The following is a 14698-nucleotide window of genomic DNA, read 5'->3' as shown; positions in this document are numbered from 1 at the left end:
TGCTGGATAATCGCGCGCTGCATGGGCCTGCGTTCGCAGGTTCGTTTCACTTTGACTCGAGCATTGTCTGGATCCGTTTGGGGAATCATTACGCCCTCACGGGGTCCGAACAGTGCTCGCCAACCCGGCATTTGTCGCTGGCCGTTGGTTTCATGATCTGTTTTCGGCGAGGGTTGCTCGTGATTGTTAGTCCACAAAAAGCATCAAGAATCCCCGGCAACGGGCTGCGCAAGGCTCTGATGGCCAGTGTGGCACTGGTCGGCCTGATGAGCGCGGGCCAGCTGTGGGCATTCAATCTTGACGATGTTGCAGCCAAGGCAAAGGATCTGGCCGGTCAGAAGTACGAAGCCCCAAAAAGCAACCTGCCGGCGGTGTTCCGCGACATGAAGTTCGCGGACTACCAGAAGATCCACTTCCTGCAGGAAAAAGCCGAGTGGGCCAAGGACAAGACCCCGTTCAAGCTGTCGTTCTATCACCAGGGCATGCACTTCGACACGCCGGTGAAGATCAACCAGGTCACCGCCACCAAGGTCGAGGAAATCAAGTACGACCCGAGCCGCTTCGAGTTCGGTGACGTGCCGCACGACCCGGAAACCACCAAGAACCTGGGTTACGCCGGTTTCCGCGTGCTGTACCCGATCAACAAGGCCGACAAGCAGGACGAGATCATGACCCTGCTTGGCGCCAGCTATTTCCGCGTGGTCGGCAAGGGCCACGTGTACGGCCTGTCGGCGCGTGGCCTGGCCATCGACACCGCGCTGCCGTCGGGCGAGGAATTCCCGCGCTTCACCGAGTTCTGGGTGGAGAAGCCCAAGCCGACCGACAAGCACCTGGTGATCTATGCGCTGCTCGACTCACCGCGCTCCACCGGCGCCTACAAGCTGACCCTGCGCCCTGGCAACGACACCGTGGTCGACGTGCAGTCCCGCGTGTTCCTGCGTGATCACGTCAGCCGCCTGGGCATCGCCCCGTTGACCAGCATGTACCTGTTCGGCCCCAACCAGCCGTCCAAGGTCCTCAACTATCGCCCGGCCCTGCATGACTCCGAAGGCCTGTCGATCCATGCTGGCAATGGCGAGTGGCTGTGGCGCCCGCTGAACAACCCGAAACACCTGGCCGTGAGCAACTTCAGCGTCGAGAACCCGCGCGGGTTCGGCCTGATGCAGCGCCAGCGCGCCTTCAGTGACTACGAAGACCTCGACGACAACTACCAGAAGCGCCCGAGCGCCTGGATCGAGCCGAAGGGTGACTGGGGCAAGGGTACCGTCGACCTGGTGGAAATCCCGACTGCCGACGAAACCAACGACAACATCGTGGCCTTCTGGAGCCCGGAGAAGCTGCCTGAGCCAGGCAAGCCGTTCGAGTACGCCTACCGCCTGCACTGGACCATCGACGAGCCGAAGTTCCAGGCCCCCGAGCTGGGCTGGGTCAAGCAGACCCTGCGCTCGACCGGTGACGTCAAGCAATCCAACCTGATTCGCCAGCCTGACGGCAGCGTGGCCTTCCTGGTCGACTTCGCCGGCCCGGCGCTGGCGGCCTTGCCGGAAGACACCGCCGTGCGCAGCCAGATCAGCGTCGGCGACAACGCCGAGGTGGTCGAGAACAACTTGCGCTATAACCCAGAGACCAAGGGCTGGCGCCTGACCCTGCGGCTGAAGGTCAAGGAAGCCAACAAATCGACCGAAATGCGTGCCGCGCTGGTGCGTGACGTGCCGGTCGAAAGCACCAAGCCTGCCGCGGATGCCAAGCAGGACAAGGCTGCAGCCAAGCATGCCAAGGCCGACAAAGCCGCCAAGGCCGAACAACCTGCCGCCGATGCGGCGCCCACCAACGGGACCCCGGCCACCACCGAGAAGGTGCTGACCGAGACCTGGAGCTATCAGTTGCCTGCCGATGAGTAACTCAAGCGCAAGGCCGGAATCGCTGCGCGAATACCTGGCCCATCTACCACTGAGCGACGAGCAACGGGCGGAACTCGCCAACTGCACGTCCTTCAGTGAGCTGCACCAACGCCTGGCGGCCAACCCGGCCGCCAGCTCTGCCGAGGCCGTGCAGGCCTCGGTGGGGCCGCGCCTGACCGTAGGCAGCGCCGCCGAGCTGGAGGACGCCGAAATGCTCGGCGTCGACGGCAGCGGCCGCCTGTGCCTGAAGATCGCCCCGCCGATCAAGCGCACCAAGGTCGTGCCCGAGCCATGGCGTACCAACGTGCTGATCCGCATGTGGCGGCGCATGACTGGCCGTACCAATGCACCGCAGCCGCCCAAGCGCGAGCTGCCGCCGGCCCGCTGGCGCACGGTCGGTTCGATCCGCCGTTACATCCTGTTGGCGCTGATGATCGGCCAGACCATCGTCGCCGGCTGGTACATGAAAGGTATCCTGCCGTACCAGGGCTGGTCGTTCGTGGACTTCGACGAAGTCGCCAACCAGCCGCTGTGGGACACCGTGGTGCAGGTATGGCCGTATGCCCTGCAAACCTCCATCCTGGTTCTGTTCGGCATCCTGTTCTGCTGGGTGTCGGCAGGGTTCTGGACCGCACTGATGGGCTTCCTCGAGTTGCTCACCGGGCGTGACAAATACAAGATCTCGGGAAGCAGCGCCGGTAATGAGCCGATCGCGCCCGAGGCGCGCACTGCGCTGGTGATGCCGATCTGCAACGAAGACGTACCGCGGGTGTTCGCCGGCCTGCGTGCGACGTTCGAGTCGGTAGCCGCCAGCGGCAACCTCGACCGTTTCGACTTCTTCGTGCTCAGCGACACCAACGACACCGACATCGCCGTGGCCGAGCAACAGGCCTGGCTCGACGTGTGCCGCGAAACCAAAGGCTTCGGCCGTATCTTCTACCGCCGCCGTCGGCGTCGGGTGAAGCGCAAGAGCGGCAACCTCGACGACTTCTGCCGTCGCTGGGGTGGCGAGTACAAGTACATGGTCGTGCTCGACGCCGACAGCGTCATGAGCGGCGAGTGCCTGAGCAGCCTGGTGCGCCTGATGGAGGCCAACCCGGACGCCGGCATCATCCAGACCGGGCCGAAAGCCTCGGGCATGGACACCCTGTACGCGCGCCTGCAGCAGTTCGCCACCCGCGTGTACGGCCCGTTGTTCACCGCCGGCCTGCACTTCTGGCAGCTGGGCGAGTCGCACTATTGGGGCCACAACGCGATCATCCGCATGAAGCCGTTCATCGAGCACTGCGCCCTGGCGCCGTTGCCGGGCAAGGGGGCGTTCGCCGGTGCGATCCTGTCCCACGACTTCGTCGAGGCCGCGCTGATGCGCCGCGCCGGTTGGGGCGTGTGGATCGCCTACGACCTGCCGGGCAGCTACGAAGAATTGCCGCCGAACCTGCTCGACGAGCTCAAGCGTGACCGCCGCTGGTGCCACGGCAACCTGATGAACTTCCGCCTGTTCCTGGTCAAGGGCATGCATCCGGTGCACCGCGCGGTGTTCCTCACCGGGGTGATGTCGTACCTGTCGGCGCCGTTGTGGTTCCTGTTCCTGGTGCTGTCGACCGCGCTGTTGGCGACCAACACGTTGATGGAGCCGCAGTACTTCATCGAGCCGTACCAGCTCTACCCGCTGTGGCCGCAGTGGCATCCGGAGAAGGCCGTGGCGCTGTTCTCCACCACCATCGTGCTGCTGTTCCTGCCCAAGCTGCTCAGCGTCATCCTGATCTGGGCCAAGGGCGCGACCGAGTTCGGTGGGCGGATCAAGGTCACCCTGTCGATGCTGATGGAGATGCTGTTCTCCATGCTGCTGGCGCCGGTGCGCATGATCTTCCATACCCGCTTCGTGCTGGCCGCGTTCCTCGGCTGGGCGGCGACCTGGAACTCGCCGCAGCGTGACGACGACTCCACGCCCTGGAGCGAAGCCGTGCGCCGGCATGGCCCACAGACCTTGCTGGGGATTGCCTGGGCGGCGCTGGTGGCCTGGCTGAACCCGAGCTTCCTGTGGTGGCTGGCGCCCATCGTCGGTTCGCTGGTGCTGTCGATCCCGGTTTCGGTGATTTCCAGCCGCACCCGCCTGGGCCTGGCGGCCAAGGACGAGAAGCTGTTCCTCATCCCCGAGGAATACGCCACCCCGCAGGAGCTGCTGGCGACCGACCAGTACACCCACGAAAACCGCTGGCATGCCCTGCATGATGGCTTCGTGCGCGCTGTGGTCGACCCGCGGCAGAACGCCCTGGCCTGCGCCATGGCCACGGCCCGTCACGGCCAGGCGGCACCGATCGAGGCGCTGCGTGCCGAGCGTGTGGCCAAGGCGATGGAGGTCGGGCCGAAGGGGCTGGACCTCAACACCCGCCTGGCCCTGCTCAGCGACCCGGTGGCGCTGAGCCGCCTGCACGAACAGGTGTGGGCCGAGCACAATGCGGCGTGGATCGATGTGTGGCGTGCATCGATAAAGAACGACCCGCATTCGCCGCTGTTGCCGCTGCATCCGGAGAATGAAGGCCAGCCGGCACTCGTCGGCGCCTGATCGGGCCTCTTCGCGGGCACGTCGGATCGCCGCACCGCCGCTCCCACAGGTACTGCACAGCCTTTGAGGCATGCGCTGTACCTGTGGGAGCGGCGGTGCGGCGATCCGACGTGCCCGCGAAGCTTTTAGGGCCTTGCCTCGATTTTGGCCAACAAAGTCCCCCCCAGCTCTAGGTCCCCGGGCCGCCATGCGTTAGCATCCCTCTCCGATATGCCGCATCGGCCAGTACGGCCGTGCCAACAATAAGATTCGCTACTTTTCTTGTTAGGGGACCTGGTGATGATCAAGAAATACCTTTCGCGACTGCTGGTCGGTGTCACCGCCCTGGTCGCGGTGACTGCGGCCCAGGCGGGGGCCATCGATGACGCGGTCAAGCGCGGCACCCTGCGGGTGGGCATGGACCCGACCTACATGCCGTTCCAGATGACCAACAAGCGTGGCGAGATCATCGGCTTCGAGGTCGACATCCTCAAAGCCATGGCCAAGTCCATGGGCGTCAAGTTCGAGCCGGTCTCCACCGCCTATGACGGCATCATTCCGGCCCTGCTGACCGACAAGTTCGACATGATCGGCAGCGGCATGACCCTGACCCAGGAACGCAACCTGCGCCTGAACTTCAGCGAACCCTTCATCGTGGTCGGCCAGACCCTGCTGATCCGTAAGGAGCTGGCGGGCGAGATCAAGTCGTACAAGGACCTGAACAACGAAAAGTACCGCCTGACTTCCAAGCTGGGTACCACCGGTGAAATGGTCGCCAAGAAGCTGATCGGCAAAGCCAAGTACCATGGCTATGACAACGAGCAGGAAGCGGTAATGGACGTGGTCAACGGCAAGGCTGATGCCTTCGTCTACGACGCGCCTTACAACGTCGTCGCCGTGGACAAGGCCGGTGCCGGCAAGCTGCTGTTCCTCGAAGAACCCTTCACCTACGAGCCGCTGGCCTTCGGCCTGAAGAAAGGCGACTACGACAGCATCAACTTCATCAACAACTTCCTGCACCAGATCAAGAACGACGGGACCTACGATCGTATTCACGACAAGTGGTTCAAGAACAAGGACTGGCTGAAGGAAATGGAATAAGGCCCAGGCCACAAGCCCGGCTTTATGACCCCGACGCGCAGGCAAACCCTGCGCGTTCGCATTTACGGAAGTACCCCACGTGATCAAACACAAGAAAGCCCAGTGGCCCTGGCATGGCCTGACCGCCCTGGTCCTGGTGGGCCTGGCGTTCAGCCTGTACCTGGCCACCTCGATGATTTCCTACGAGTGGCGCTGGAACCGCGTACCGCAGTACTTCGCCTACAAGGCCGAGGAGGCACAGCGCGCCGCCGGTTACGGTACCGTGCAGGAGATTGTCATCTCAGGTGACAGCGCTCGCGTCACGCTGAAGGACGAGAACGGTGACGAGCAGGTGCTCGACGTGGCCAAGGACAGCCTGCAACTGGCCCGTGGCGATGATGTCGCCGAAGGAGACCAGGTTGGCGTTACCCGCCACTGGGCCGCCGGCCCACTGGCCTGGGGCCTGTGGACCACCCTGTGGATTTCGGTGGTGTCCGGTGCCCTGGGCCTGGTCATCGGCCTGTTCGCCGGCCTCTGCCGGCTGTCCAGCAACCCGACCTTGCGTGACCTGTCGACGGTCTATGTCGAACTGGTGCGCGGTACTCCGCTGCTGGTCCAGATCTTCATCTTCTATTTCTTCATCGGCACCGTGCTCAACCTGTCCCGCGAGTTTGCCGGGGTGGCCGCGCTGGCGCTGTTCACGGGCGCCTACGTGGCCGAGATCGTGCGTGCCGGTGTGCAATCCATCGCCAAGGGCCAGAACGAAGCCGCCCGCTCGCTGGGCCTGAATGCGGGCCAGTCGATGCGCCATGTGATCCTGCCGCAGGCGTTCAAGCGTGTGCTGCCGCCGTTGGCCGGCCAGTTCATCAGCCTGGTCAAGGACACCTCGCTGGTCTCGGTGATCGCCATCACCGAACTGACCAAAAGTGGCCGCGAGGCCATCACCACCTCGTTCTCGACCTTCGAGATCTGGTTCTGCGTGGCAGGCCTGTACCTGCTGATCAACCTGCCGCTGTCGCACCTGGCCAGCCGGCTCGAGCGGAGGCTTGCGCAAAGTGATTGAAGTCCGTGACCTGCTGAAAGTCTTCGACACCCGTGGCCACGTGGTCCGCGCTGTGGATAACGTCACCACCCAGGTCGCCAAGGGCGAAGTGGTGGTGGTGCTTGGGCCGTCGGGTTCGGGCAAGTCGACCTTCCTGCGTTGCCTCAATGGCCTGGAGCATTTCGACCAGGGCCATGTGGCCATCGATGGCCTGCAACTGGCCGACCCGAAGACCGACATCAACGCCTACCGCCGCGAAGTCGGCATGGTGTTCCAGCACTTCAACCTGTTCCCGCACATGACCGTGCTGGAAAACCTGTGCCTGGCGCAAAAGGTGGTGCGCAAGCGCAACAAGGCCGAGCGCGAGGCCAAGGCCCGGGCACTGCTGGAGAAAGTCGGCATTGCGCAGAAGGCCAACGAATACCCGTCACGCCTGTCCGGCGGCCAGCAGCAGCGGGTGGCGATTGCCCGTGCCCTGGCCATGGACCCGAAAGTGATGCTGTTCGACGAGCCGACTTCCGCGCTGGACCCGGAAATGGTCGGCGAGGTGCTGGACGTGATGAAGGCCCTCGCCCAGGAAGGCATGACCATGGTCTGCGTCACCCACGAAATGGGCTTTGCCCGCGAAGTGGCGGACCGCGTGCTGTTCTTCGACCATGGCAAGTTGCTGGAAGATTCGCCACCGTCGGCATTCTTCGCTGCGCCGAAGGACCCGCGTGCGCAGGCCTTCCTGCGCCAGGTGCTGTAACCACCGGGGCGCTTTGCGCCCCTTTCGCGACACAAGGCCGCTCCTACCGGGAAATGCGCGCGACCCCAGGGGAAACCGCGATCACCTGTAGGAGCGGCCTTGCGTCGCGAAAGGGCTGCAAGGCAGCCCCGGCAATCTCAAATGCTGAAGCGCCTCACCATCCCCCGCAGCTGTTGCCCCAACTGCTCCAGTTCCCCGCTCGAAGCCGCGGTCTGCTCACTGGCTGCGCTGGTCTGATCCGACACGTCCCGCACATTCAGCACACTACGGTTGATCTGTTCGGCAACCACGCTCTGCTCTTCGCTGGCCGTGGCGATCTGCTGGTTCATGCCCTGGATGTTCGACACCGTGTCGGTAATCTGGCTCAGCGCATGCCCGGCGCGGCGGCTCAGTTCCACGCTTTGCTCGGTCAGGCTCTTGCTGTTGTCCAGTAGTCGGGTCACTTCGTCGGTGCCATTGTGCAAGCTGTCGATCAGTTGGCCAATTTCTTCGGTCGCGGTCGACGTGCGCTGGGCCAGGCCACGGACTTCGTCGGCCACCACGGCAAAGCCGCGCCCGGCTTCACCGGCCCGTGCTGCTTCGATTGCTGCATTCAGGGCCAGCAGGTTGGTCTGTTCGGACACCGACTTGATCACATCGAGGATGCTGCCGATGCGCTGGCTCTCGCCAGCCAGGTGCTGCATGGCCGCCAGGCAATGGTCCATCTGCCCGGCCAGCTGTTCAATCCGGCCGATGGCCTCGGCCACCACCTGGTCGCCCATCTGCGCCTGCTGGTCGGCATTGGTCGCGGCCAGCGAGGCCTGTTCGGCGTTCTGCGCGACTTCCTGCACCGTGGCGCTCATCTGGTTCATGGCGGTGGCCACCTGGTCGGTTTCCTCGCGCTGCTGGTTGATGCGCAGCTTGGTATCCTCGCTGCTGGTGGCCAGCTCCGAGGCGGCCTGTGACAGCTGGCCGACACCCTGGTCGATGCCGCCGATCAGCTCGCGCAGGCTCAAGGTCATGTCGCGCATGCTGCTTTGCAGCTGGCCCATCTCGTCACGGCGCTGCACGGCTTCGACCTGGCTCAGGTCGCCCTTGGCAATGCGCGCGGCTACGGCCAGGGTCTGGCGCAGGGGCTGGGTAATCTGCAGGGTGATCAGCCAGCCGGCCACGACACCCACCAGCAGCGCCAGCAATGCCACGCTGGTCAGCAGCGAGCGGGCGGCCAGGGCTTCGCTGTCGCGTTGCTCGACCTTGCGCTTGCCCAGTCCCAGGCTCACGGCACGCAATTCGTCGCCCATGGTTTCCAGGTTGTTCTGCAGCTGCTCGACGCGCACGGCGGCGCGGCGGTACTGGTCCAGGCTGGCGCGGTACTTGGCCAGTTCGGCCCCAGGCTGTTCGCTCAGGGCGCGGGGCAAGCCCAGCGGGGCAAGGCCTCTGAGCAGTTGTTCCAGGCTGCTGTCCGCGGCATCGAGGGCGCTGTTTCCAACCTTGGCGAAGTCCTCGACGGGAGAAAAGGTGTAGGCCGGCACCAGGCTCTGCTGGTTGGCACCGTCGATGTGCCGGCTTACGGTGTCCATCAGGCCGAGTACGCCTCTTTGCTGGCTATCGGCACCCATCCTCAGCAAGGCCTGGGTCTGCAGTTCGTCGATCGCATCGTTGAGTTTCTGCTCTTGGGCCTGCATGGCCTGGCGCAGGGCAATGCGGTCAGCGACGCTGCGTTGCAGTTCGCTGAAGTCGTCGCGCAGGCGCTGCAGCAAGGCCAGCTTTTCGCTGAGTATCTGCCTTGACTCGTCGACGTTGCTGCGTTGCTGCAGGGTGGCCAGCCTGTCGTTCAGCTGATCGAGAATGCTGGTTATCCGCGATCGGCTGGTGTCATCGTTGAGGACCCGGTAGGTGATGCGCTCTGCGCGCAGGTCCTTGGTCAGGTCGTTGATCAGGCCAATCTCGCTGAGTTGCTGCGAGCGCACGATAGCGCCATCCAGCGCGCGCCAGCCGCTGATCGTAGTGGCCAGGGTAAGCAGCAGCACCACGGCAAAGCCGAGGGCCAGCTTGGCACCGACACTGATGTTGCCGAGCTTGCGGTTGAGGTAGCCGAGCATGGTGAGTCTCCGTGCAATTGGGGGGAGGGCGTGCGGGCGCATTGCCAGCATCACACCTCTGCCAATCGGCAGCGGAGTTGTAGGACTTGACCTGATAATCAGGTAGGAAATTTCACTTCAGCAGGTAGGAATGATGTGCCTGTGCTGGGCCCTTCGCGGGTAGTGCACTGCCCTTGAGAGCGGTGGTATCCCTGTGGCAGCGGGTTTATCCGCGCAGAGGCCAGCACAGGCAGCCCATAGTTCAGGTCAGAGCCTGAACCGCCCCACCAAGCCCTGCAGGTGGGTACCCAGGCGCGCCAGCTCCACGCTCGAGCTGGCCGTCTCTTCACTCGCCGCCGAGGTCTGGTCGGAAATGTCCCGTACATTCATCACGCTGCGGTTGATCTCCTCGGCTACGGCCGTCTGTTCTTCCGCCGCCGTGGCGATCTGCTGGTTCATCGCCTGGATCGACGACACGGTGCGGGTGATGGTTTCCAGCGAGGTGCCGGCGCGGCGGGTCAGTTCGACGCTGCTGTCGGTCAACTGGCGGCTGCTGTCCATCACGCTGGCCACGCGCTGGGTGCCACTTTGCAGGCCGGCGATCAGCTCTTCGATTTCCTCGGTGGATTGCTGCGTTCGCTGGGCCAGGCTGCGTACCTCATCGGCAACCACGGCAAAGCCACGCCCGGCCTCGCCGGCACGGGCGGCCTCGATCGCCGCGTTGAGGGCCAGCAGGTTGGTTTGCTGGGCCACCGACTTGATGACATCGAGCACGCTGCCGATCTTGTCGCTCTCGGCCTTGAGCTGGTTCATCGCTTCGCTGGAATTGACCACTTCACCCGCCAGGCGCTCGATCTGCGCCACCGCTTCGCCCACCACGCGGTCACCTTCGCGGGCCTGCTGGTCGGCCATCAACGCGGCTTCCGAGGCCTGCTCGGCATTGCGTGCCACTTCGTGCACGGTGGCGGTCATCTGGTTCATCGCGGTCGCCACCTGATCGGTTTCGACCTTCTGGTTGTTGACCCCGGCGCTGGTCTGTTCGGTCACCGCCGACAGCTCCTCGGCGGCGCTGGCGATCTGCGTGACACCATCGCCGATACCGCTGATCAGTTCGCGCAGGCCCTGGGTCATGCGCTGCATGCTGGCTTGCAACTGGCCGAGTTCGTCGCGGCGTTGTACCTGCTGCTGCTGGGTCAGGTCGCCATTGGCCACACGTTCAGCGGCCTGCAGGGTCTGGCGCAGTGGGATGATGATCTGCCGGGAAATGCTCCAGGCCGCCAACAGGCCCAGGGCCAAGGCCAGCGCAGTGGCCAATGCCAGCAGGCGCTTGGCCTGGGCGGCGCCGGCATCGCGTACCTCGGTTTGCGAAGCGGTCATCGCCTGGCTGGTCTGCAGCAGCACCGTGCCGTGCTCAACCATGCTCTGCAGAGCATGCTCAGTGGCGGCCTGGGCATCGCCAAACTGGGTAAGCGCGTCGCGGTAGCCGGCCATGGCGGTGGCGGCATCGTCGAGGCTGGCGGCATGTTCTGCAGGTACCTTGGCCGGCAGCGCACGCAGCTCGGCCAGGGCCTGGTCAATCGCTTTCAATGCCGTTTGCTGGAAGTCGGCGTTGCCGCTGTAGGTGTAGCCGCGCACCTGGAAGCGCGCCTGCTGCAGCAATGCGCTCACTTCCACTGCATGCTGGTACTGGCTGATATCGCCGCCCTGTTGCAGCGCCCGTTGCACTTTGCCGACCAGTTCCGTGGCCTTGTCGGCGGTGTCGCCAAGCACACCGCGGCTGGCCTCGCGGCGCTGGCCGGCCTGCTTCAGCTCGCTGAACGCCTGCTGGTAGCCGCGCACGGCCTCACGCTGTTGCTCCAGCCGCTGGCGGTCGGCAGATTGCTCGATCTGGGTGAGCATCAGTTGCACCTGGCGGTCGAGATTGCCCAGGGCTTTTTCCAGCTCTGCCACCGAGGCGTCGTCACGCTGGCGTTGGTATTGCTGGCGGGCGATGCGCAGTTCCTGGGTATATTGCTGGATGAGCGAGATGTTACCCAGCTTGTCGCCACGGTTGACGATGCTGTCCATGCCGTACCAGCCAGTCAGGGTAATGGCCAGGGTCAATAGCAGCACGAGGCCGAACCCCAGCCCCAGTTTGCGACTGACGCTCACGTTGCCCAACGATTGGGCGATCCATTGATACATGTGAAACTCCCTGGCCGGCTTGGCAGCACAATATCTGTTGTTGTTGCCAAGGCCATCGGCGCGCGGGAGGGAAACTTTATGGGTAAAAGTTGACTTTTGCGTCAGAAAATTCGCGCGAGCAGCGCTGTCACTGCGGTCTCTACCCGCAGGATGCGCTCACCCAGTTGCACCGGCGCCAGGCCGGCCGTGCCCAACAGCTCCACTTCGTAGGGGATCCAGCCGCCCTCCGGGCCGATGGCCAAGGTCACCGCTTGCTCCACGGCACGCGGGCAGGCAGGGTAGGGGCCAGGGTGGCCGACCAGGCCCAAGGTGCCTGCGGCGATGGACGGCAGGCGGTCCTCGACGAACGGTTTGAAACGCTTTTCGATGATCACCTCCGGCAGCACGGTGTCGCGCGCTTGTTCCAGGCCGAGGATGAGGTTTTCGCGGATGCTGTCGGGGTGCAGGAAGGGCGTTTGCCAGAAGCTTTTCTCGACCTTGTAACTGTTCACCAGGATCAGCCGCGGTACGCCCAGGGTGGCTACGGTCTGGAACAGCCGACGCAGCATTTTCGGGCGGGGAACGGCGAGCACCAGGGTCAACGGCAGTTTGGCCGGTGGCTGCTGGTCGAAGACGACTTCCAGTTCGGCCTCGTGGGTTTCCAGGCGCACCACCGTGGCCTTGCCCATCAGGCCGTTGATACGGCCCACGCGCAGGTTGTCACCCACCGCCACGCGGTGGATCTCCTGCATGTGGGTGAAGCGCCGGTCGGCAAGAACGACGCGGTCGGCCGCGACGAAGTCGGCCTCTTCAAGGAGCAGCAGGTTCACGGTTGGGTCGCTGGTGGCTGGTCGTTATGGTCGTTGGCAGCATTGGCTTCGCTGCGCTTGCGGATCAGGCTGCCGCATAGCACACCGATCTCGAACAACAGCCACATGGGCACCGCCAGCAGGGTCTGGGAGAAGATGTCCGGCGGGGTGAGGACCATGCCGACCACGAAACAGCCGATGATCACGTAGGGGCGGATCTTCTTCAGGTACTTCACGTCGACTACGCCGATCCACACCAGCAGTACCACCGCCACCGGGATCTCGAAGGCCACGCCGAAGGCGAAGAACAGCGTCATCACGAAGTCCAGGTAGCTGGCGATGTCGGTCATCATCGACACGCCTTCCGGCGTGGCGCTGGCGAAAAAGCCGAAGATCAGCGGGAACACCAGGAAATAGGCGAAGGCCATGCCGGCGTAGAACAACAGGATGCTCGACACCAGCAGCGGGATGGCGATGCGCTTTTCATGACGGTACAGCCCGGGCGCGATGAAGCCCCAGATCTGCTGGAGGATGAACGGGATCGCCAGGAACAGTGAGACGATCATGGTCAGTTTGAACGGCGTCAGGAACGGCGAGGCCACGTCGGTGGCGATCATCGTTGCATTGGCCGGCAAATGTTCGCGCAGCGGTGCCGAAACCAGGGTGTAGATCTGCTGGGCGAAGGAGAACAGCCCGGCAAAGATCAGGAAAATGACGGCAACGCAGCGCAACAGGCGTGTGCGCAGTTCGGTCAGGTGCGATACCAGCGGCATCGGCTGGTCGTGTTCCGGGTTCTCGCTCATGGGGCTCGCGGCGGTTGGGGCGGTTCGGCAGGGGTGGCCGGGGCGGCAGCTGTGTCGACCGGCAGGGGCTCGAGCCCCGCAGGGGGCTGCACGGTTGCAGTGGTAACGGGCGGCTGCGCGGGTGGTGTCATCGGGTTGAGGATGCGCTTGGCTTCCTCTTCCATCTGCAGGATGTGTTCGTTGTGCAGCTGGCGACGGATCTCGTCAGCGCCGATTTCACGCTCCACTTCCATCTTAATGCTATTGAAGCTGCGCTTGAGCCGCCCGATCCACAGGCCTGCCGTGCGCGCGGCACCGGGCAGGCGCTCGGGGCCGAGCACCAGCAGGGCGACCAGGCCGACGAGCAGCAGCTCGCTGAAACTGATGCCGAACATGGGTCAGTCTTTCCGCTGTGGCTCTTGGACCGGCTGGGCCTGGCCTTCGATAGTGTGGCCCTGGTTCTGCTGGGCGGTGTTCTGCATTGGCGGAACGGGCTGGGCAGGCGGCGGGGTGTGCTCGGCCGGCTTGTTCTCTTCTTCGCTCATGGCCTTGCGGAAGCCCTTGATCGACTCGCCCAGGTCGCTGCCGAAGTTCTTCAGCTTCTTGGTGCCGAACACCAGGACCACGACGACCAGCAGGACGATCCAGTGTTTCCAGTCAAAGATACCCATTTTCGTACTCCTGAAAAATGTGTGTACAGCAAATCGATCCGGCAACACGCTCCCTGTGGGAGCGGACATGTCGAGGCGTCGAACCGCCGCGAGCACCGGCGTAGCCGGTGCCATGCACCGCGTCGGACTCTTCGCGGGCACGCCCGCTCCCACAGGCGCCCGTCAGGCAGTAGGCGTTCGTGCGGCCTTCTCATCGTGCCCGGACAGCCCGAAACGGCGTTCTAGTTCATCCAGCACGGCTTGCGGGTGCTGGCCCAGTGCGCTGAGCATCACCAGGCTATGAAACCACAGGTCGGCGGTTTCGTAGATGACATCGCTGTAATCCTTGCTGAGCGCGGCGTCCTTGGCGGCGATGATCGTCTCCACCGATTCTTCGCCGAGCTTCTCGAGAATCTTGTTCAGGCCCTTGTGGTACAGGCTGGCCACGTAGGAGCTGTCGGGTGCCGCCTGCTTGCGTTCTTCAAGCACTTCGGCCAGGCGATTGAGGGTGTCGCTCATGTCAGTGTCCTGCGCTGTAGATGGCATCCGGGTCCTTCAGGACCGGGTCGACGGTTTTCCACTGGCCGTCTTCGAAAACACGGTAGAAGCAGCTTTCACGGCCGGTATGGCAGGCGATATGGCCCAGTTGCTCGACCATCAGGATGATCACGTCGGCATCGCAGTCCAGGCGCATTTCATGCAGCTTCTGCACATGCCCGGACTCCTCGCCCTTGCGCCACAGCTTGCCACGCGAACGCGACCAGTAGATGGCGCGTTGTTCGGCGGCGGTCAGGGCCAGCGATTCGCGGTTCATCCAGGCCATCATCAGCACGCGTCCGGTCTTGTGGTCCTGGGCGATCGCCGGTACCAGGCCTTCGCTGTTCCACTTGATCTCGTCCAGCCAGTCTTTCATCGTCG

13 protein-coding genes and 1 pseudogene are annotated in these 14698 nt (G+C 64.0%); 5 read left to right on the top strand and 9 right to left on the bottom strand.

Annotated features, from left to right (window positions below; genetic code table 11):
- Positions 1-179: 179 nt before the first annotated feature.
- The 5 genes from HU763_RS22550 (at position 180) to HU763_RS22530 (ending at position 7316) form a co-directional block, all read left to right on the top strand.
- Positions 180-1901, top strand: a complete 1722-nt coding sequence (locus HU763_RS22550) for a glucan biosynthesis protein G (RefSeq protein ID WP_217884019.1) — start codon at positions 180-182, stop codon at positions 1899-1901.
- A complete protein-coding gene (gene mdoH, locus HU763_RS22545; RefSeq protein ID WP_186684325.1) occupies positions 1894-4467 on the top strand; it encodes a glucans biosynthesis glucosyltransferase MdoH in 2574 nt (857 codons plus the stop codon). Before HU763_RS22550 ends, mdoH begins: the two co-directional genes overlap by 8 nt.
- A 282-nt stretch (positions 4468-4749) precedes the next feature.
- The gene (locus tag HU763_RS22540; protein ID WP_186684455.1) at positions 4750-5547 is read left to right on the top strand and encodes a transporter substrate-binding domain-containing protein; all 798 of its coding nucleotides are present in this window, start codon (positions 4750-4752) and stop codon (positions 5545-5547) included.
- Positions 5548-5626: 79 nt separating this feature from the next.
- The gene (locus tag HU763_RS22535; RefSeq protein ID WP_170033234.1) at positions 5627-6589 is read left to right on the top strand and encodes an amino acid ABC transporter permease; all 963 of its coding nucleotides are present in this window, start codon (positions 5627-5629) and stop codon (positions 6587-6589) included.
- Positions 6582-7316, top strand: a complete 735-nt coding sequence (locus tag HU763_RS22530; RefSeq protein ID WP_186684457.1) for an amino acid ABC transporter ATP-binding protein — start codon at positions 6582-6584, stop codon at positions 7314-7316. Before HU763_RS22535 ends, HU763_RS22530 begins: the two co-directional genes overlap by 8 nt.
- Before the next feature lie 137 nt (positions 7317-7453).
- Here HU763_RS22530 and HU763_RS22525 read toward each other — a convergent pair whose 3' ends face one another.
- The 9 genes and pseudogenes from HU763_RS22525 to hisI all read right to left on the bottom strand — a co-directional run bounded on the left by HU763_RS22525 (position 7454) and on the right by hisI (position 14693).
- Entirely contained in the window at positions 7454-9397 is a 1944-nt protein-coding gene (locus HU763_RS22525; protein ID WP_186684327.1) for a methyl-accepting chemotaxis protein, read from the bottom strand.
- A 246-nt stretch (positions 9398-9643) separates the two neighbouring features.
- Positions 9644-10357, bottom strand: a complete 714-nt coding sequence (locus HU763_RS25190) for a methyl-accepting chemotaxis protein (protein WP_420831064.1) — start codon at positions 10355-10357, stop codon at positions 9644-9646.
- A 141-nt stretch (positions 10358-10498) separates the two neighbouring features.
- A pseudogene (locus HU763_RS25185) lies at positions 10499-11443 on the bottom strand (methyl-accepting chemotaxis protein); the annotation flags it as partial.
- Positions 11444-11661: 218 nt separating this feature from the next.
- Positions 11662-12369: a 16S rRNA (uracil(1498)-N(3))-methyltransferase gene (locus HU763_RS22515; protein WP_186684329.1), complete on the bottom strand. Its 708-nt coding sequence runs from the start codon at positions 12367-12369 to the stop codon at positions 11662-11664.
- Positions 12366-13151 (bottom strand): twin-arginine translocase subunit TatC, encoded by a 786-nt coding sequence (gene tatC, locus HU763_RS22510; protein ID WP_186672313.1) that lies wholly within the window; start codon positions 13149-13151, stop codon positions 12366-12368. The genes HU763_RS22515 and tatC overlap by 4 nt, the downstream gene beginning before the upstream one ends.
- Positions 13148-13525 (bottom strand): Sec-independent protein translocase protein TatB, encoded by a 378-nt coding sequence (tatB, locus tag HU763_RS22505; RefSeq protein WP_186684331.1) that lies wholly within the window; start codon positions 13523-13525, stop codon positions 13148-13150. Before tatB ends, tatC begins: the two co-directional genes overlap by 4 nt.
- 3 nt (positions 13526-13528) lie before the next feature.
- On the bottom strand, positions 13529-13801 hold the full coding sequence (locus HU763_RS22500) for a twin-arginine translocase TatA/TatE family subunit (protein WP_186672316.1): 273 nt from the start codon (positions 13799-13801) through the stop codon (positions 13529-13531).
- A 162-nt stretch (positions 13802-13963) separates the two neighbouring features.
- Entirely contained in the window at positions 13964-14299 is a 336-nt protein-coding gene (locus tag HU763_RS22495; protein WP_170033220.1) for a phosphoribosyl-ATP diphosphatase, read from the bottom strand.
- Between the two features lies 1 nt (position 14300).
- Positions 14301-14693, bottom strand: a complete 393-nt coding sequence (gene hisI / locus HU763_RS22490; RefSeq protein WP_013974544.1) for a phosphoribosyl-AMP cyclohydrolase — start codon at positions 14691-14693, stop codon at positions 14301-14303.
- Positions 14694-14698: the final 5 nt, after the last annotated feature.

It is taken from the genome of Pseudomonas anuradhapurensis (genome assembly GCF_014269225.2).
In the GTDB taxonomy this organism is placed as follows: domain Bacteria; phylum Pseudomonadota; class Gammaproteobacteria; order Pseudomonadales; family Pseudomonadaceae; genus Aquipseudomonas; species Aquipseudomonas anuradhapurensis.
Note: the sequence above shows the minus strand (reverse complement) of the source record. Positions and strands in the feature narration are given on the sequence as shown.

Coding starts and splice junctions, on each gene's coding strand:
- mdoH (WP_186684325.1), top strand. CDS start 1,894: ATGAGTAACTCAAGCGCAAGGCCGGAATCGCTGCGCGAATACCTGGCC.
- HU763_RS22525 (WP_186684327.1), bottom strand. CDS start 9,397: ATGCTCGGCTACCTCAACCGCAAGCTCGGCAACATCAGTGTCGGTGCC.
- HU763_RS25190 (WP_420831064.1), bottom strand. CDS start 10,357: ATGAACCAGATGACCGCCACCGTGCACGAAGTGGCACGCAATGCCGAG.
- tatC (WP_186672313.1), bottom strand. CDS start 13,151: ATGAGCGAGAACCCGGAACACGACCAGCCGATGCCGCTGGTATCGCAC.
- tatB (WP_186684331.1), bottom strand. CDS start 13,525: ATGTTCGGCATCAGTTTCAGCGAGCTGCTGCTCGTCGGCCTGGTCGCC.
- HU763_RS22500 (WP_186672316.1), bottom strand. CDS start 13,801: ATGGGTATCTTTGACTGGAAACACTGGATCGTCCTGCTGGTCGTCGTG.
- HU763_RS22495 (WP_170033220.1), bottom strand. CDS start 14,299: ATGAGCGACACCCTCAATCGCCTGGCCGAAGTGCTTGAAGAACGCAAG.
- hisI (WP_013974544.1), bottom strand. CDS start 14,693: ATGAAAGACTGGCTGGACGAGATCAAGTGGAACAGCGAAGGCCTGGTA.